Consider the following 16,815-nt stretch of genomic DNA (forward strand, 5'->3'; position numbering starts at 1 on the left):
CGCCAAAAGGAGTGGCCGTTTTTTTATGCGCTTAGCTGCGCCTGATGCTGCTCCAGCCATTGCGGGAAATCCTCAATCGGCATCGGGCGCGCGTAGAAATAGCCTTGCAGATGGTCGACGCCGCGCTCACGCAGATAGTGTGCCTGCTCGGCAGTTTCCACACCTTCCGCCACCAGTGAAATATTCAGGCGCTGCGCCAGCGAGATCACCATATCGGTAACGGTCGCGTTAATCGCATCGGTGCCAATGGCGGCGGTGAAAATCTTGTCGATTTTAAGCACATCCGGTTGGAGGTCTTTCAGATAAGCCAGCGAACTGTGGCCGGTACCGAAATCATCAATCGCCAGACGCACACCAATTTCATGCAGTTGCGACACCACCGATTGATCGATGATTGGCAGGGCATCACGCTCCGTCAGCTCAACCACCAGTTTTGGCATGGGATTGGCCGGCCACCAGATATTTTGCAGATCTTCCACAATGGCGCGATCGCGAAAATGGCTGGCGGCAACGTTAATCGCAATGTGGAACGACGGACATTGCGGCAGATTGGGCAGCTCAGCCACGACTTTCGCCAGCACGAAGCGGGTCAACGGCGCGATCAGGTTTTGCCGCTCGGCCAGCGGAATAAACACGTCCGGCGCAATCCAGCCCTGACGCTGGTTATGCCAGCGCAGCAGCAGCTCCATGCCGTCACACTCGCCGCTTTTGGCGTTAATCAGCGGCTGGCAATAAACCATAAATTCGTTAGCGGTGATGCCATAACTGATCTGCCAACTGAGGCTCATGCGATTGGCGGTCGCCAGCCAGACGATGTACCCCATTAGCAGGCTGAGCATTAGCGCCAGCGGCAGCTGTGAAGGCAGCGTGTTAAGCGCCAGCCGGGCCGGAGAAGGGCCGTACAAGGTGATGCTAAACGGATAACGCAGTGATGCCTGATCGTACGCCACTTCATCTTCAGACGGTTCAGTTTGTTCAATCAGCGGATTACCGTATTCAAGGCTCTGACCACCCACGTTGAAAATGGCGCGCTCAACCCACGGCAACTGCGGCTCCAGCAGATAATTGGTCATCAATTCAATATTTATGACTTGCAGCAGACCTTCGCGATTATCCAGCGATTTTGGCGTCCACAGCAGCAGCACCGGCGATCCTTTCAACAGATCACTGTCCGTGGCCAACATCATGCGCTGATTATTGATAGCTAATTCAGGATAGGTTTGGCTGAAGGAGAGGTTTTGCGGGCCGAAAATGCTGGAGCAGTAGAGCGCGTCGTCCTTAACCAGCAGCACGGTGCGCACGGTTTGCAGCGCGGCAATTTTCTCAATCAGCGGATAACGCACTTGCGCACAAGGTACGCCAACCAGACCGAGTGTGTTGTTGGCGGAAACATCCAGCGGCGAGAACATACGATCAAAGCGTTCAATCGCGCGGGTTGCGAAATTCAGCGACTGCTGCTCAATGCGCGATTTCTCTTCGATATAACGAAAAGTTAGCGTCAGGACCAGAACCAGCGAGGCGATCACTAACGCAATAAGCAGTCGCTTACGGCGAAATTGACCCACAAATTGCTGGGGAATGAGCATCAGTAACCACCTTGCAAAACAAAGATTGAAGCCAAATTAACGTGTAGGTTATCGGCATTGAGGCGGCCAGGTTTAGCGCGGCTGAATAAAAAATACGGCACTAAAAAAAGCGCGGCCACAAAGGGCCGCGCTCGAAATCAATGTATCTGTTTTACTCAGTTGGAGGTAGCTACAGATGAATAAAAATAGCCAACTGTTGTTTAAATCACCAGCGAAGCGTTAATCGCACTGGACCTTTATCGCTAATCCGCCGCGAGAGGTTTCACGGTATTTAGCGTTCATGTCCTTACCGGTTTCGTACATGGTCTCAATCACTTTATCCAGCGACACGCGTGGTTCGCTGGTACGGCGCAGCGCCATGCGCGCGGAGTTAATGGCTTTTACGGAAGCGATGGCGTTACGCTCAATGCACGGCACCTGAACCTGGCCGGCGACTGGATCGCAGGTTAATCCCAGATTGTGTTCCATGCCGATTTCCGCCGCCACGCACACCTGTTCCGGGCTGCCGCCCAGCAGTTCCGCCAGACCGGCGGCTGCCATGGAACACGCCACGCCTACCTCGCCCTGACAGCCCACTTCGGCACCCGAAATAGAGGCGTTCATTTTATACAGCACGCCAATCGCACCAGAAGAGAGGAAGTAGCGGATGAAGATATCGGGCGTAACGGGTTCGATAAAGTGATCGTAATAGGCCAGCACCGCTGGCACGATGCCGCAGGCACCGTTAGTAGGTGCCGTCACCACACGACCGCCGGCCGCGTTCTCTTCATTCACTGCCAGCGCAAACATATTCACCCAGTCGATCACATCCATCGGATCTTTCGAGTGCTTTGAGGATGACACCAGCAGACGGCGCAGTGAAGCCGCACGACGAGGTACGCGCAACGGACCCGGCAGCACGCCTTCGGTATTCAGACCACGATCGATACAGGCCTGCATGGTTTGCCACACGTTGCCAAAATAGGCATAAATCTCGTCGCGAGTATGCAGCGCCAGTTCGTTTTTCATCACCAAACCGGACAGCGACAGCCCACTTTCGCGACAGTGGCTGAGCAGCTCTTTAGCAGAGTGGAAAGGCCACGGCACGGAAACTTCGTTCAACACCGGTTGGCCGAAATGCTCTTCATCGACGATGAAACCGCCGCCGATGGAGTAGTAGGTTTTGCTTAGAATGAGCAGATCACCCGCGAAGGCAAACACCGTCATGCCGTTTTCATGCAGCGACAGGTTTTCACTGCGGAACACCATGCCACCTTCACGTGGGAAATCCACTTCGCGCGCGCCGTTGGCTAACAGCAGACGCTCGCGCTGCTCCACGTCTTTAATGAACGCAGGAATGCCATCGATATCCACGGTGGCCGGTTCGAAGCCCGCCAGGCCCATGATAATCGCGATATCAGTGTGGTGACCTTTGCCCGTGAGCGACAGCGAACCATAGACGTCAACCGCCACGCGCGTCACGTCCTGCAATTTGCCTTGTTCGGCCAGCAGATCAACAAACTGCTTGCCCGCTTTCATCGGGCCGACGGTATGTGAACTGGATGGGCCGATGCCCACTTTAAACATGTCAAAAACACTAATCACCGGTGACACTCCTCACAAATCTTATTCTGCACGGCATAAGCCGTTTATGCGGCTAATAGTAATCGCCCATGCCGTATAACGAGCAGCTTTTCGCATGAAATAAACTAATTATAAACCCCAGAAATAGTTATCCGTTTGTACTGTTGTGAAGCGGATCGGTTTTCCCGGCGAAAGGCTAACAAAGCGGGGGTTTTGGGGCACATTTTTGGTTATTTAAACCAACGATGAGTGCGCAGACCGGTGCCGCTTTTGGGCCGGCTGTCCTCGCGCCGCTAGCGCGGTGCCTTCACTTCGCTCGTTTGCCTGACGGACCGGCGGAGACGGGACGTCCCTGTCCCGGCTCCGCCTTTCACCCGCGTCCTGCGGGCTTTCCTGGCTTCCTCGCTTTGTTCAGCGCTGCGGATTGCCGGCCCAAAAGCGGCACCGGCCTGCTTCTAAGCTTGCGTGCGTGTTGTTGAAGAAGGCACATTTGCCAGAGGCGCTGGCGCGTCTGCTGCGGCAAAAGGGCTATTCGCAGCGCTGAGGCTTTTACGTTGGGCCAGGAGCCTCACGCATGGATGCGTGAGGCAGTTCGGGGCCGGCCAGGACGGCCGATCCCCGAATGGTCCGTCGGCACGACGTGAAAGCCGAAGGCACCGCGAAAGCGGCGCGAGGACGGCCCGTGACGCAGCAGATGTGTCAGAGCCCACTCCAGATATAAAGCAGAAAAATTACTTAACTCAAAAGCATTAGGCGATTTACGGTAGTGCGATTTGTTGACCGAGCGCACGAATAATCCCGGCGGTCATGCCCCAGATAAAATAATCCTCATACCAGGATAACCAAACCTGATGTTGGCGATGACCACGGCGCAAGGTGAGATCGCTGTAGCGGCTCAAACGCAATGCTTCCGACAGCGGCATGGCAAAGGCGCTTTCCACTTCGTCCGGATTGAGCTGCAAAGCAAAATCAGCCGGAATAATGCCCACTACCGGCGTCACAGCGAAACCGGTGCTGCTGGTCACTGGCGGCAGAACGCCGATGATCTGCACCTGTTCCGGCTGGATTCCCACTTCTTCCTGCGCTTCACGCAGTGCGGTGTGGATCAGCGAGGTGTCAGTGGCATCCTGCATGCCGCCGGGAAAGGCGACTTGCCCGGCGTGTTTACGCAGGTGCGATGAGCGCCGCGTGAGCAGCAAGCCAGGTTCTGCGCCGTCGATCACCGGCACCAGTACCGCCGCACGGCGTCCGCTGATAGCACTTTTCGGCGCATGCAGCGGCGGTTGCAGGACAAAGCGGCTGAGGAACTGCTCAAGGGTTAAATTCATTTCAGGTCCCATCACGCAGGCTGGGCAAAATACGGTTCACCTTATGGAAGGTTTCCTGATATTCGGCATCAAGGTCGCTGTCCGCCACCAATCCGCCACCGGCGGCGCAGTAAAGCTGGTGGTTTTCCGCAATCAGCGTGCGAATGGTGATGCTGGTATCCATACGGCCACACAGGCTGATGTAGCCGATGCTGCCACACCACGCATTGCGGCGATGCGGCTCTAACTCTTCGATGATCTCCATCGCGCGGATCTTCGGTGCGCCGGTGATGGAACCACCGGGGAAGCAAGCACGCAGCAGATCGGTTGCGCTCAGCGTCTCAGGCAAACGTGCACGCACGGTGCTGACCAGATGATGCACCGCCGGGAAAGGTTCAACCACGAACAGTTCCGGTACGCTGACGCTGCCGGGCACGGCCACGCGGCCAATATCATTGCGCAGCAGATCGACAATCATCAGGTTTTCAGCGCGATCTTTCTGCGAGTTGGCGAGCTTCTCTGCCTGCAAACGGTCGGCCTCGGCATCAGCAAGACGCGGCAAAGTACCTTTAATCGGACGCGTTTCAATTTCCTGCTGCTGTAAAGCGAGGAAGCGCTCAGGCGATAAACTTAGCAGCGCGCTGTCCGGCAAACGCAGGAAGGCGCTAAACGGCGCGCGATTCGCCTGCGTCAGACGCAAAAATGCCTGCCACTCATCACCGCAATAGCTCGCCTGAAAACGCTGCGCCAGATTTACCTGATAGCAATCACCGGCTTGAATATAGGCCCGCACCGCGTGGAACCGCTGCGCATACTGGTCATAACTGAGGTTAGATTGCCACTCGCTGGTCAAGGCGAAAGGCTCGGCAGGCGGCGCGGTTTGTGCTTGCAGCCAGTTCCAGCGCTGCTCGGCATCGCTGAGCGAAACCAGCGTCAGTTTTTGCAGATGGTGATCGGCGATCAGCGCCCAGTCATAAATGCCTACCGCCATATCCGGCGTGGTGAGATCCTGCAGCGCGCGCTGCGGCAGGTTTTCAAAGCGTCGTCCTAAATCGTAACCGAACAGGCCGAGGGCGCCGCCCTGAAACGGTAATCCGGCATCAAAAGCCGGCGTGAAGCCCAGCGCGGCACATTGCTGTTGCACCAGCAGCAGCGGATCGGCGGCGGAGTGAATGACGTCATCACCGCAGATAATTTCAGTGCTGGCACCGCGTGTAGTCAGCGTCGCGCGCGGATCGGCGGTGAGGATATCAAAGCGGTTATCCGCGTGATCGGCTTGGCCGGAGGTCAGCAACATCGCCCAGCGTTGGTGGGCTAGCGGAGCAAAAAGGTGTAACAGCGTTTCGGGCGTATACTTCAGAACGAGGCTTTTTACCATCATGGGACAAATCACTTCAGCAAGCAGGTCGCTAGCCTGACATATTTTTTTGTTGCTGGCACCCGTTTGTTCCACGTGGTAATAATGCGTCCCCCATGCACCAGGAGTGAATTATGTTTACAGGTCTTCCAACGTTATCCCATGAGCAACAGCAGCAAGCGGTTGAACGCATCCAGGAATTAATGGCGGGCGGTATGTCGAGCGGACAGGCGATTGCGCAAGTGGCGCAGGAGATTCGTCAAACCTATAAAGGTGAAGCCATTCGGGCGATGTTCGAAGACGACGAGGATGAAGAAGACGACAACGAATAACGCCCGAACGTATTTTACAGCGCGGCGATGATTTTAATTTCGACTTTATACTTCGGGTTCATCAAACCGGCCTGCACGGTGCAACGCACCGGCGCATTGCCTGGCGAAACCCACGCATCCCAGGCGCGATTCATCGCCGGAAAATCGCTTTTCTCCACCATAAAAATGGTGGCGTCGAGGATCTTGCTCTTATCCGATCCCACGCGCGTCAGAATGGCGTCAATCACCGCCAACGCATTGGCGGTTTGCGCTTCCGCATCTTCATCCAGGTTTTCCGGTACGCTGGTGTAATAGACGGTTTGGTTATGCACCACGGCTTCCGACATGCGGTGCTCTGGATCAATACGCGTAATGGTCATGCTGTTCTCCTTTAATTTTGCTGCGCTAGCCTGCCATATCCCAGGGGCGCATGTCATCTGTTGTGGTTGCCCGCCGGGAATCCTGACATAATTACAGTGGTTTTAATTTTTGATGTGAGGAAGTGTGGCAGACGATTTTGCAGCTGATGGCGCACTGGCGCAGGCAATTCCGGGCTTTAAACCGCGTGAAGCACAGCGCCAAATGGCCAAAGCGGTAACCGAGGCGGTGAAAACAGGCGGCGAGCTGGTAGTAGAAGCGGGCACCGGAACCGGTAAAACCTATGCCTATCTGGCGCCGGCATTGCGGGCAAAGAAAAAAGTCATTGTTTCCACCGGATCCAAAGCGTTGCAGGATCAGCTCTATAATCGCGATCTGCCTACCATCGCGCGTGCCCTGAAGTTCAGCGGCAAAACTGCGCTGCTGAAAGGGCGCTCCAACTATTTATGCCTCGAACGTCTTGAGCAGCAGAATCAAACCGGCGGCGATCTCAGCGTTCAGGCGCTAGGCGATTTGATCAGCGTGCGCGGCTGGTCGTCAGAAACCACCGATGGCGACGTCAGCAGCTGCAACGGCGTGGCCGAAGACAGCCCGATCTGGCCGTTTGTCACCAGCACCAACGATAACTGCCTCGGCAGCGATTGCCCGCTGTATAAAGATTGCTTCGTGGTCAAAGCGCGCAAAAAAGCCATGGACGCCGATGTGGTGGTGGTGAACCATCATCTGTTTCTTGCCGATCTGGTGGTGAAAGAGGGCGGCTTTGGCGAACTGATTCCGGAGGCCGATGTGATGATCTTCGATGAAGCGCATCAGCTCCCCGATATCGCCAGCCAGTATTTCGGTCAGCAGTTGTCGAGCCGTCAACTGCAGGACCTCGCCAAAGACATCATCATCGCCTATCGCACCGAAGTGCGGGATGTGCAGCAGCTACAGAAATCTGCCGATCGTCTGGCGCAGTGCGCACAGGATTTTCGTTTGACACTCGGCGAACCGGGTTTTCGCGGCAACCTGCGCGATCTGCTGAGCGATAACAACATCATGCGCATGTTTACCTTGCTGGATGATGCGCTCGAACTCTGTTACGACGTAATCAAACTGTCGCTGGGGCGCTCCGCGCTGCTGGACGCCGCCTTTGAGCGCGCGGCGTTGTATCGCACGCGCCTGAAACGGCTGCGCGCCATTGACGAGCCCGGCTTCAGCTATTGGTATGAGTGCAATAGCCGCCATTTCACGCTGGCGCTGACGCCGCTGTCGGTGGCGGAACGCTTTCGGGAAGTGATGGATAACCGCAAAGCTGCGTGGATTTTCACGTCAGCCACGCTGGCGGTGAATGAGCAGATGAGCCATTTCTCCAGCCGCCTTGGCGTGGATAACGCTACTACGATGATCCTCGATAGCCCGTTCGATTACACCCAGCAAGCGCTGTTGTGCGTGCCGCGCAACATGCCGGAACCCAATCATCCCGGCGGCGCGCGCCAGCTGGCGCGCATGATGAAGCCGCTGATTGATGCCAACAAAGGCCGCTGCTTCTTCCTCTGCACCTCGCACAAGATGATGCGCGAGTTAGCCATCGAATTCCGTGCTTCCATGACGTTGCCGGTACTGCTGCAAGGTGAAACCAGTAAAGGACAGCTGCTAAAGCAGTTCCTGGAAGCCGGTAACGCGCTGTTGGTCGCCACCAGCAGCTTCTGGGAAGGTGTTGACGTACGCGGCGATGCGCTGTCGCTGGTGATCATCGACAAGCTGCCATTTACCTCGCCGGAAGATCCGCTGCTCAAAGCCCGCATGGAAGATTGTCGCCTGCGCGGCGGCGATCCCTTCAATGATGTGCAACTGCCTGATGCGGTAATCACCCTGAAACAGGGCGTGGGGCGTTTAATTCGTGATACCGAAGATCGCGGCGTACTGGTGATTTGCGATCAGCGCCTGGTTTCTCGCCCCTACGGCGGCCTGTTCCTGAACAGTTTGCCACCCACGCCGCGCACCCGCGATATTGCGCGTGCCATCGAATTTGTCCGTCAGCCAGTGGATCACTAATTGTGCCAGGCTGTGATAAGATGCGCGCCATTTTGACTCTCTGAGGTTGTTATGTCCGCCCGAATTTTAGCCCTGGACACGGCGACAGAAGCCTGTTCTGCCGCGCTGCAAAATCTGCAGCAGATTGATGCCCGCTTTGAAATCGCCCCGCGCGATCACACCCAACGTATTCTGCCGCTGGTGCAGGAGCTGTTGCAGGCGCAGCAGCTGGAGCTGACCGCGCTTGACGTGCTGGCGTTTGGCCGTGGACCGGGCAGTTTTACCGGTGTGCGTATCGGCATTGGCATTGCTCAAGGGCTGGCGCTTGGCGCGAATCTGCCGATGATTGGCGTCTCCTCGTTAGCGACCATGGCGCAGGGCGCGTGGCGTTTGACCGGCGCGACGCGCGTGCTGGCTGCAATCGATGCGCGCATGGGCGAACTCTATTGGGCTGAATATCAGCGCGACGAAAACGGTGAATGGCAGGGTGCGGAAACCGAAGCGGTGATCAAACCCGACGTGGCGCAGCAACGTATTGCCGCATTAGGTGGCGAATGGACGGCTGTTGGCACCGGCTGGCAAGCCTATCCGCATCTGCTCACCTCGCCAGGCGCGCAGCTTATCGCCTCAGAGGTATTGTTACCCGCAGCAGAAGATATGCTGCCGCTGGCGCTCAGCGCCTGGCAGCGTGATGAAGCAGTTGCGGTGGAGAATGCCGAGCCGGTTTATCTGCGCAATGAAGTGGCATGGAAAAAGTTGCCGGGACGCTAGGCCGCGCGCAACTTATCTTCGCGTGCTCAGTCTAATCAGAGAAATAACAGGAGAAGTGCTATGCCAATAAGTCGTAAAGGGATGTCTGGCGCTCTGTTAGCCTGCGCAATGCTGCTCAGCGGCTGTGTTTCGGTGCCAGATTCAATTAAAGGAAGTTCTGAGCTTCCACAGCAAGATTTACTGCGCGTGATGAACGCGCCGCAACTGTTTGTCGGTCAGGAATCACGCTTCGGCGGGAAAGTGGTGAAGGTCACCAATCTCAACGGCTTAACGCGCGTGGAAATTGCGACCCAGCCGCTGGATGAGAGCGCGCGTCCGCGTTTAGGCGCAGCTTCGGTTGGCCGCATCTTTGCTGACATCCGCGGCTTTGTCGATCCGGTCGATTTGAATAACCAATACATCACGGTGCTGGGCAACATCAAAGGCACCGAGAAAGGCGATATCGGTAAGGCCAGCTACAACTTTGTGGTGATCGATGTGCGCGGCTATCAGCGCTGGCATCTGACGCAACAGGTGATGACGCCGCCGCAGCCGATTGATCCCTACATCTGGTATGGCCCAACGCGCCATCGTCCGGGATATTGGGGACCCAATCCGTATTGGGGTATGAACCTCGGCCAACCGGCGCAGGTACAAACTATCCTCACCGAATAAGCTATTAATGGTGTTATTTACGGCCCGGTCGCGGTGCGTGCGAACGGGCCTTTTTATTGGGCGCGCAACCGATGCGCGAAATTTAGTGATGCGCTTCGCAACCTGAAAATGCCGAAACAGGCAAACTGGTACAATCAGTTAAAATATTGTTAACAACATTGATTGTCGAGGCGGCGATGGCTACGCAACAGGATTATCGGGGTGATTCTTTGAATAAGGTTTGGCTCAAACGCTATCCGGCAGATGTCCCTGCGGAAATTAATGCGGATCGTTACGCTTCTCTGGTCGATCTTTTCGAGCACGCAACAGAGCAATACGCCGATCAGGTGGCTTTCATCAATATGGGCCAGCCGATGACCTATCGGCAGCTGGAAAAGCAAAGCCGCGCCTTTGCCGCCTGGCTGCAGCAAGGTTTAGGGTTGAAGCAGGGCGATCGCGTGGCGCTAATGATGCCCAATCTGCTGCAATATCCCGTCGCGCTGTTTGGCGTACTGCGCGCTGGCATGGTGGTGGTCAACGTCAATCCGCTCTATACGCCGCGTGAACTCAAGCATCAGCTCGTTGATAGCGGCGCCAGCGCCATAGTGATCGTCTCGAACTTTGCCCACACGCTGGAAAAAGTGGTGGCCGAAACGCCGATCAAACATGTGATGTTAACGCGTATGGGCGATCAGCTGGCGCCGGTGAAAGCCACGCTGGTGAACTTCGTCGTTAAATACGTGAAAAAGCTGGTGCCAAAATACCATCTGCCGGGCGCGGTCCCGTTCCGCAGCGCCTTGTCGCAGGGCGAACAGATGACCTATCAACGCCCAACCGTGACCAATGACGATCTCGCTTTCCTGCAATATACCGGCGGTACCACCGGCGTGGCCAAAGGCGCGATGCTGACGCACCGCAATATGCAGGCCAATCTGGAACAGACCAAAGCTACTTACGGCAAGCTGCTGCGTCCGGGCAAAGAGCAAGTGGTGACCGCGCTGCCGCTCTATCACATCTTCGCCCTGACGGTGAACGGGCTGTTGTTCCTTGACCTTGGCGGCACCAACCTGCTGATCACTAATCCGCGCGATATTCCCGGCTTTGTTAAAGAGCTCAGCAAGTTCCCATTTACCGCCATTACCGGCGTGAACACCTTGTTCAATGCGCTGCTGAATGATGCCAATTTCAATAAGCTCGATTTCTCTACGTTGCGCCTGTCAGCCGGCGGCGGCATGGCGGTGCAAAAAGCGGTTGCCGAGCGCTGGGAAAAACTCACCGGACACTATCTGCTGGAAGGTTACGGCCTGACCGAGTGTTCGCCGCTGGTGTCAGTGAATCCGTATGACATTACCTGTCATACCGGCAGCATCGGTTTGCCGGTGCCGTCCACCGATGTGCGCATCGTCGATGATGAAGACAAGGATGTGGCGCCAGGTGAACCGGGCGAGCTGTGTATTCGCGGACCGCAGGTGATGACCGGCTACTGGCAGCGCGCCGACGCTACCGATGAAGTGCTGAAAAATGGCTGGCTGCATACCGGTGATATTGTTACCGTTGATAGCGAAGGCTTTATTCGCATCGTCGATCGTAAGAAAGACATGATTCTGGTGTCAGGCTTTAACGTGTATCCTAACGAGATCGAAGATGTGCTGATGCAGCATGAGAAAGTGCGTGAAGCCGCGGCGATTGGCGTTCCCAGCGATCTGTCGGGCGAAGCGGTAAAAGTGTGCATCGTGAAGAAAGATCCTTCACTGACGAAAGAAGAAGTGCTGGATCATTGCCGTCGCCAGCTCACCGGCTACAAAGTGCCGAAGATTATCGAGTTTCGTGACGAGTTGCCGAAGACCAACGTCGGCAAAATATTGCGTCGCGAATTGCGTGATGAGGCGAAGCGAGAAGGGCAGTAACGCGCCATTCTCCTCAGGTTAACGCCGGCACAGTCCGGCGTTTTTATTGCTTTTAACATGGAGCGCTGCGCGTAGTTTGCCGCAGCGAGAAAGACAACGTGAATTACACCCTGATCGACCAAAATGACCAACTGGCCGCCGTGTGCGAGAAAGCACGCCAGCACGCCGCCGTGGCGCTGGATACTGAATTCGTGCGCACCCGCACCTACTATCCGCAGCTCGGCCTGATTCAGCTGTTTGATGGCGACCAGCTGATCCTGATCGATCCGCTTAATATCAGTGACTGGACGCCGTTTGTGGCGCTGTTGCAGGACAAGCAGGTCACCAAATTCCTGCACGCCGGCGGCGAAGATCTGGAAGTTTTCCTGCATCGCTTTAAATGCCTGCCCGATCCCATGATTGATACGCAAATTCTGGCGGCATTTACCGGCCAGGCGTTGTCGTGGGGCTTTGCCTCGATGGTGATGCATTTCAACCAAATCGAGCTGGATAAAAGCGAATCGCGTACCGATTGGCTGGCGCGTCCGTTGACCGAACGTCAATGTGAATATGCCGCCGCCGATGTCGCCTATCTGCTGCCGATTGCCCATCAGCTGGTGGCGCAAACTGAAGAAGCTGGCAACATGGCGGCGGCGCTAAGCGAATGCAAGATGCTGTGCCAGCGCCGCCTGGATGTGCTGCAACCGGAAGAAGCCTGGCGCGACATCACCAATGCGTGGCAACTGCGTCCGCGTCAGCTTGCGGCGTTGCAACGTCTGGCCGCGTGGCGTTTAAACCTCGCGCGTCAGAAAGATATGGCGGTGAACTTCGTGGTGCGCGAAGAGAATCTGTGGAAAGTGGCGCGCTTTATGCCGGGCAGCCTTGGCGAGCTGGATCATTTAGGGCTGAACGGCCACGAAATCCGCTTCCACGGTAAAGCGATGGTGGCGCTGGTGGCTGAAGCGCAGGCGCAGGATGAAGCGACTTTGCCACAGCCGCTGCCCAATCTGATCGATCATCCGCACTACAAACAGGCGTTCAAAGCCATTAAAGCGCTGGTGCAACAGGTGAGTGAAGAGAGTGGTTTCAGCCAGGAACTGCTGGCATCACGTCGGCAGATTAATCAGGTGCTGAGTGTGCATTGGGGATTGAAAAACGCGTCGCGCACACCTGAGTTACAGACAGGCTGGCGGGGCGACTTGCTGAAAGCGGGTATCAACGAGATTCTGCAGGCACTTTAATGCGAGCATTTTCCCCTGCGCAACACCGCAGGGGAAAATCAGGAAACCGCTTTAATCATTTAGGAACGTCTTCCGGCTCCGGCAGTGTCACGTTGAGCTCGAGGATCGAGATATCATCCCCTTTCTGATCCAGCTGAACGGTCACCATATCCGGGTCAATTTTTACGTATTTACAGATCACTTCCAAAATATCGCGCTTCAGCTGCGGCAGATAGTGGGGCTCACTGTCGCCCCTTCTGCGTTCGGCTACGATAATCTGCAGCCTTTCCTTGGCTATATTGGCTGTGTTCTTCTTACGGGATAAAAAGAAATCAAGTAATGCCATTGGTTATCCCCCGAACAGGCGTTTAAGGAAACCCTTCTTCTCTTCTTCGATAAAGCGGAAGGGGCGTTCTTCGCCAAGCAGGCGATCTACGGTATCAGCATAGGCTTTACCGGCGTCAGCGTTTGCGTCGAGGATCACCGGCTCACCCTGGTTAGAGGCGCGCAGGACAGATTGATCTTCCGGGATAACGCCAACCAAGGGAATGCGCAAAATTTCAAGCACATCTTCCATGCTCAGCATATCGCCACGGGTTACGCGGCCAGGATTGTAACGGGTCAGCAGCAGATGCTCTTTCACCGGATCCTGGCTGTTCTCTGCACGACGGGATTTCGACGAGATGATGCCGAGAATACGGTCGGAGTCACGTACTGAAGAGACTTCCGGGTTGGTGGTGATGATGGCTTCATCGGCGAAATACAACGCCATCAGCGCGCCGGTTTCGATACCTGCGGGTGAGTCGCAGACGATAAAGTCGAACTCCATCGCCGCCAGATCGTTCAGCACTTTCTCAACGCCTTCACGCGTCAGCGCATCTTTATCTCGCGTCTGTGAAGCCGGCAGAATGTAGAGTTGCTCTGTACGCTTGTCGCGAATCAGCGCCTGATTCAGCGTCGCATCGCCCTGAATGACGTTTACAAAGTCATAAACCACGCGGCGTTCACAGCCCATAATCAAATCCAGGTTACGCAGACCGATATCGAAATCGATGACGACGGTTTTTTTGCCTTTCTGCGCTAACCCGGTAGCGATGGCCGCGCTTGACGTGGTCTTGCCAACGCCCCCTTTACCCGATGTAACTACAATAATGCGTGCCATAAATGTTGATTTCCTTAACGAAAGAAAAGGGGCTTAATTAAGTGTCTGAATGGTAAGCGCGCCCTCTATCAGGCTGAGGCGCGCCGCTTTACCAAAGAATTCCGCCGGGATTTGATCGATCATCCAATATTCCCCGGCAATAGAGACCAACTCTGCGGCGAGGTTGGTGCAAAAAATCTGGCTGTCGCGTTGTCCGCCGACGCCGGCTAACGCGCGACCGCGCATCATGCCGTAAATATGGATGTTACCGTCGGCGACCAGTTCGGCACCGGCGCTGACGCTACTGGTGACGATGAGATCGGCATTGCGCGCATAAATTTGCTGGCCCGAACGCACCGGCGTATTAATGATGCGGGTTTTACTGGCGGCATCCGGCACAACTGCCGCAACAACCGGTGCGGCTTCAGCGACCGGCGCCGCGGCTTGTTTGCGGCTCTCTTTACCTTCAGAGAGCACCGGCAAGCCCGCGCGGGCAATCATTTTTTTCAGGGCTTCATCTTTGCAACCGCTGACACCAACGATACGCAGACCGGTCGCCATCACCGCTTGTTGCATCTGTTTCCAGTTAATGTCACCGGTTAACGCTGAAACATTCAGCACCACCGGCGCATTCAGCAAAAAGGCTGGTGCCTGATCGATTTTGTCCTGTAGCGCCTGACGAATCACCTCGGGTTGCGAATGATGCAGATGAACGACTGACAGGGTAAAACTGCTTCCCTTGAATTCGATTGGCGTTTGCGACATCTGTGCTGACTCAGTCCTGTTTTACGACCCATAAATGTACGCCGATAAAATCGGCAATAACATCAAACGGTCAATATTCGAAGTTCTGCAAGCATGTTATAGTTACTGCTATATTCAGGCAAGTGACGCCATCGGTTAATTCGAGTAAAAAATATGTTTTGTGTGATCTACAGAAGCCCGCAACGTGAACAGACTTATCTGTATGTTGAAAAAAAAGACGATTTCTCACGGGTACCGGAAGAACTGCTGCGTGGCTTCGGCAAACCCCAGCTGGCCATGGTGCTGTCACTGGATAAGCGTGACAAGCTGGCTAACGCGGATATCAATAAAGTTAAGCAAGGTTTAAGCGACCACGGCTTTTATTTGCAAATTCCACCGCCGGTTGAAAGTTTGCTCAACATTCATCTCGATCAGGGTAAAAAAGATTAATTCAGATTCCTCTGTAAATATATCCTGTAGAAATAATCAGTGCTATTTGCGTTAATTAACTGCCCGCTTTAACTCTTTATTGCGGGCAATTATCCCGGCGTTTAGCTGATTTTGTTGTATACGATTAACGACTTTTGACAATTTCCGCCACGCCTGCTGCCATAAACCCGCTAATATATTCCACCTCAGCGTGCCGCGTTCCGGCTCTGAGCCAGACTTCATCGCCAGATGCACTGGCGGCAAACACAACCAAAGCAGGGGAATAGCATGTATCAGCATCGTAACTGGCAGGGCGCTCTGTTGGATTATCCGGTCAGCAAAGTGGTTTGCGTCGGCAGCAACTATGCAAAGCACATAAAGGAAATGGGAAGTGCCACGCCAACCGAACCGGTAGTGTTTATCAAACCGGAAACCGCGGTGTGCGATCTGCGCCAGCCGCTGTCAATCCCGGCAAATTTTGGTGAAGTGCATCATGAAGTGGAGCTGGCGGTGTTGATTGGCTCGACGCTGAAGCAGGCGAGCGAAGAGCATGTGGCGAAGGCGATTGCCGGTTATGGCGTCGCGCTGGATTTGACCTTACGTGACGTGCAGGCCGGGTTGAAGAAAGCGGGCCAACCGTGGGAAAAATCCAAAGGTTTCGATAACTCGTGTCCGCTGTCAGGTTTTATTCCGGTTGCCGAGTTCAGCGGCGATCCCCAGAACACCGAACTGAAGCTCATGGTTAACGGCGAAGTGCGTCAGCACGGGACGACCGCCGATATGATCCACAAAATTCTGCCGCTGATTGCCTATATGAGCCAGTATTTCACCCTGCGCGCGGGCGATGTGGTGCTGACCGGTACGCCTGAAGGCGTTGGCCCGATGCGTTCTGGCGATAAGCTGGAAGTATCGCTGGCGGGTCACGGTATTTCGACGCGCGTTCTGTAAAACTTGCATCACCGCACCTGAACCTTTATAAGGTGCGGTCTCTTAGCTAACCCGGACCGCCATCATGACTGAACAACCTTTCTGGCAGACTAAACGCCTTGACCAAATGAACGACGCAGAGTGGGAATCCCTGTGCGACGGCTGCGGCCAATGTTGCTTGAATAAGTTGCAGGATGCGGATACCGACGAAATCTACTTCACTAATGTGGCTTGCAATCAGCTGAATATCAAAACCTGCCAATGCCGTAACTACGAGCATCGTTTTGAGTTAGAAGAGAATTGCATCAAGTTGACGCGTGAAAACCTCACCAGTTTTGAATGGCTGCCGCGTACCTGCGCCTATCGCGTGTTAGGGGAAGGGAAAACCTTGCCGGCCTGGCATCCGCTGATCGCCGGTTCTAAAAAGGCGATGCATGCGCAGCGCATTTCAGTGCGTTTTATTGCGGTGCGTGAGAGTGAAGTGCGGGATTGGGAAGAGCATATAATCGATCGACCGGATCGCAACGGTTAAACATAAAACAGGCA

General features: G+C 55.2%; 17 protein-coding genes. 9 read left to right on the top strand and 8 right to left on the bottom strand.

Translation table 11 applies throughout. The features are described from left to right. Nucleotides 1-23: 23 nt before the first annotated feature. From pdeD to pabB, 4 genes are all read right to left on the bottom strand, one after another. Entirely contained in the window at nucleotides 24-1,586 is a 1,563-nt protein-coding gene (pdeD, locus tag MWH02_RS00720) for a cyclic di-3',5'-guanosine monophosphate phosphodiesterase PdeD (protein ID WP_192234061.1), read from the bottom strand. Nucleotides 1,587-1,805: 219 nt separating this feature from the next. Further along, nucleotides 1,806-3,170 carry an L-serine ammonia-lyase gene (locus MWH02_RS00725; protein ID WP_101764191.1) on the bottom strand — a complete coding sequence of 455 codons (1,365 nt, stop codon included), beginning with the start codon at nucleotides 3,168-3,170 and terminating at the stop codon, nucleotides 1,806-1,808. Between the two features lie 737 nt (nucleotides 3,171-3,907). Continuing rightward, nucleotides 3,908-4,477 carry a CoA pyrophosphatase gene (locus tag MWH02_RS00730; protein ID WP_101764192.1) on the bottom strand — a complete coding sequence of 190 codons (570 nt, stop codon included), beginning with the start codon at nucleotides 4,475-4,477 and terminating at the stop codon, nucleotides 3,908-3,910. A 1-nt stretch (nucleotide 4,478) separates the two neighbouring features. After that, on the bottom strand, nucleotides 4,479-5,837 hold the full coding sequence (gene pabB, locus MWH02_RS00735; protein ID WP_271459687.1) for an aminodeoxychorismate synthase component 1: 1,359 nt from the start codon (nucleotides 5,835-5,837) through the stop codon (nucleotides 4,479-4,481). 110 nt (nucleotides 5,838-5,947) lie between these two features. Here pabB and MWH02_RS00740 point away from each other — a divergent pair, with 110 nt between their 5' ends. After that, complete coding sequence (locus tag MWH02_RS00740; protein WP_271459688.1) at nucleotides 5,948-6,145, top strand: YoaH family protein; 198 nt, start codon at nucleotides 5,948-5,950, stop codon at nucleotides 6,143-6,145. Between the two features lie 14 nt (nucleotides 6,146-6,159). On the opposite strand, the gene MWH02_RS00745 is transcribed toward MWH02_RS00740, so the two are convergent. After that, nucleotides 6,160-6,504, bottom strand: a complete 345-nt coding sequence (locus tag MWH02_RS00745) for a RidA family protein (protein ID WP_271459689.1) — start codon at nucleotides 6,502-6,504, stop codon at nucleotides 6,160-6,162. 124 nt (nucleotides 6,505-6,628) lie between these two features. On the opposite strand from MWH02_RS00745, the gene yoaA reads away from it, so the two are divergent. From yoaA to rnd, 5 genes are all read left to right on the top strand, one after another. Beyond that, entirely contained in the window at nucleotides 6,629-8,539 is a 1,911-nt protein-coding gene (gene yoaA / locus MWH02_RS00750; RefSeq protein ID WP_271459690.1) for a DNA repair helicase YoaA, read from the top strand. Nucleotides 8,540-8,590: 51 nt separating this feature from the next. After that, on the top strand, nucleotides 8,591-9,289 hold the full coding sequence (gene tsaB, locus MWH02_RS00755; RefSeq protein ID WP_101764196.1) for a tRNA (adenosine(37)-N6)-threonylcarbamoyltransferase complex dimerization subunit type 1 TsaB: 699 nt from the start codon (nucleotides 8,591-8,593) through the stop codon (nucleotides 9,287-9,289). Nucleotides 9,290-9,349: 60 nt separating this feature from the next. Further along, nucleotides 9,350-9,943, top strand: coding sequence for a Slp family lipoprotein (locus MWH02_RS00760; protein WP_101764197.1), 594 nt, complete (start codon nucleotides 9,350-9,352; stop codon nucleotides 9,941-9,943). Between the two features lie 209 nt (nucleotides 9,944-10,152). Beyond that, nucleotides 10,153-11,829, top strand: a complete 1,677-nt coding sequence (gene fadD, locus MWH02_RS00765; protein ID WP_146001316.1) for a long-chain-fatty-acid--CoA ligase FadD — start codon at nucleotides 10,153-10,155, stop codon at nucleotides 11,827-11,829. A 98-nt stretch (nucleotides 11,830-11,927) separates the two neighbouring features. Then, nucleotides 11,928-13,049 (top strand): ribonuclease D, encoded by a 1,122-nt coding sequence (rnd, locus tag MWH02_RS00770; protein WP_101764199.1) that lies wholly within the window; start codon nucleotides 11,928-11,930, stop codon nucleotides 13,047-13,049. A gap of 55 nt (nucleotides 13,050-13,104) precedes the next feature. On the opposite strand, the gene minE is transcribed toward rnd, so the two are convergent. Genes minE through minC form a run of 3 tightly spaced genes read right to left on the bottom strand, consistent with a single transcriptional unit; the run spans nucleotide 13,105 to nucleotide 14,934 of the window. Beyond that, nucleotides 13,105-13,374 carry a cell division topological specificity factor MinE gene (gene minE, locus MWH02_RS00775; protein WP_007889661.1) on the bottom strand — a complete coding sequence of 90 codons (270 nt, stop codon included), beginning with the start codon at nucleotides 13,372-13,374 and terminating at the stop codon, nucleotides 13,105-13,107. Nucleotides 13,375-13,377: 3 nt separating this feature from the next. Next, a complete protein-coding gene (minD, locus tag MWH02_RS00780) occupies nucleotides 13,378-14,190 on the bottom strand; it encodes a septum site-determining protein MinD (protein WP_007889662.1) in 813 nt (270 codons plus the stop codon). 33 nt (nucleotides 14,191-14,223) lie between these two features. Next, nucleotides 14,224-14,934, bottom strand: coding sequence for a septum site-determining protein MinC (gene minC / locus MWH02_RS00785; RefSeq protein WP_271459691.1), 711 nt, complete (start codon nucleotides 14,932-14,934; stop codon nucleotides 14,224-14,226). Nucleotides 14,935-15,087: 153 nt separating this feature from the next. Between minC and MWH02_RS00790 the strand changes: the two genes are divergently transcribed. From MWH02_RS00790 to ycgN, 3 genes are all read left to right on the top strand, one after another. Beyond that, nucleotides 15,088-15,363: a YcgL domain-containing protein gene (locus MWH02_RS00790; protein WP_110866280.1), complete on the top strand. Its 276-nt coding sequence runs from the start codon at nucleotides 15,088-15,090 to the stop codon at nucleotides 15,361-15,363. A 267-nt stretch (nucleotides 15,364-15,630) separates the two neighbouring features. Continuing rightward, complete coding sequence (locus tag MWH02_RS00795) at nucleotides 15,631-16,290, top strand: fumarylacetoacetate hydrolase family protein (protein ID WP_101764202.1); 660 nt, start codon at nucleotides 15,631-15,633, stop codon at nucleotides 16,288-16,290. Nucleotides 16,291-16,354: 64 nt separating this feature from the next. Then, nucleotides 16,355-16,801 carry a cysteine cluster protein YcgN gene (ycgN, locus tag MWH02_RS00800; protein WP_008110381.1) on the top strand — a complete coding sequence of 149 codons (447 nt, stop codon included), beginning with the start codon at nucleotides 16,355-16,357 and terminating at the stop codon, nucleotides 16,799-16,801. The last annotated feature ends 14 nt before the right edge of the window (nucleotides 16,802-16,815 follow it).

Origin of the sequence: Pantoea leporis, assembly GCF_028048155.1 — a bacterium.
GTDB classification, from domain to species: Bacteria; Pseudomonadota; Gammaproteobacteria; order Enterobacterales; family Enterobacteriaceae; genus Pantoea; species Pantoea leporis.

Coding starts and splice junctions, on each gene's coding strand:
- MWH02_RS00740 (WP_271459688.1), top strand. CDS start 5,948: ATGTTTACAGGTCTTCCAACGTTATCCCATGAGCAACAGCAGCAAGCG.
- minE (WP_007889661.1), bottom strand. CDS start 13,374: ATGGCATTACTTGATTTCTTTTTATCCCGTAAGAAGAACACAGCCAAT.
- minD (WP_007889662.1), bottom strand. CDS start 14,190: ATGGCACGCATTATTGTAGTTACATCGGGTAAAGGGGGCGTTGGCAAG.
- MWH02_RS00730 (WP_101764192.1), bottom strand. CDS start 4,477: ATGAATTTAACCCTTGAGCAGTTCCTCAGCCGCTTTGTCCTGCAACCG.
- pabB (WP_271459687.1), bottom strand. CDS start 5,837: ATGATGGTAAAAAGCCTCGTTCTGAAGTATACGCCCGAAACGCTGTTA.
- ycgN (WP_008110381.1), top strand. CDS start 16,355: ATGACTGAACAACCTTTCTGGCAGACTAAACGCCTTGACCAAATGAAC.
- tsaB (WP_101764196.1), top strand. CDS start 8,591: ATGTCCGCCCGAATTTTAGCCCTGGACACGGCGACAGAAGCCTGTTCT.
- pdeD (WP_192234061.1), bottom strand. CDS start 1,586: ATGCTCATTCCCCAGCAATTTGTGGGTCAATTTCGCCGTAAGCGACTG.
- MWH02_RS00760 (WP_101764197.1), top strand. CDS start 9,350: ATGCCAATAAGTCGTAAAGGGATGTCTGGCGCTCTGTTAGCCTGCGCA.
- minC (WP_271459691.1), bottom strand. CDS start 14,934: ATGTCGCAAACGCCAATCGAATTCAAGGGAAGCAGTTTTACCCTGTCA.
- MWH02_RS00795 (WP_101764202.1), top strand. CDS start 15,631: ATGTATCAGCATCGTAACTGGCAGGGCGCTCTGTTGGATTATCCGGTC.
- MWH02_RS00790 (WP_110866280.1), top strand. CDS start 15,088: ATGTTTTGTGTGATCTACAGAAGCCCGCAACGTGAACAGACTTATCTG.
- MWH02_RS00745 (WP_271459689.1), bottom strand. CDS start 6,504: ATGACCATTACGCGTATTGATCCAGAGCACCGCATGTCGGAAGCCGTG.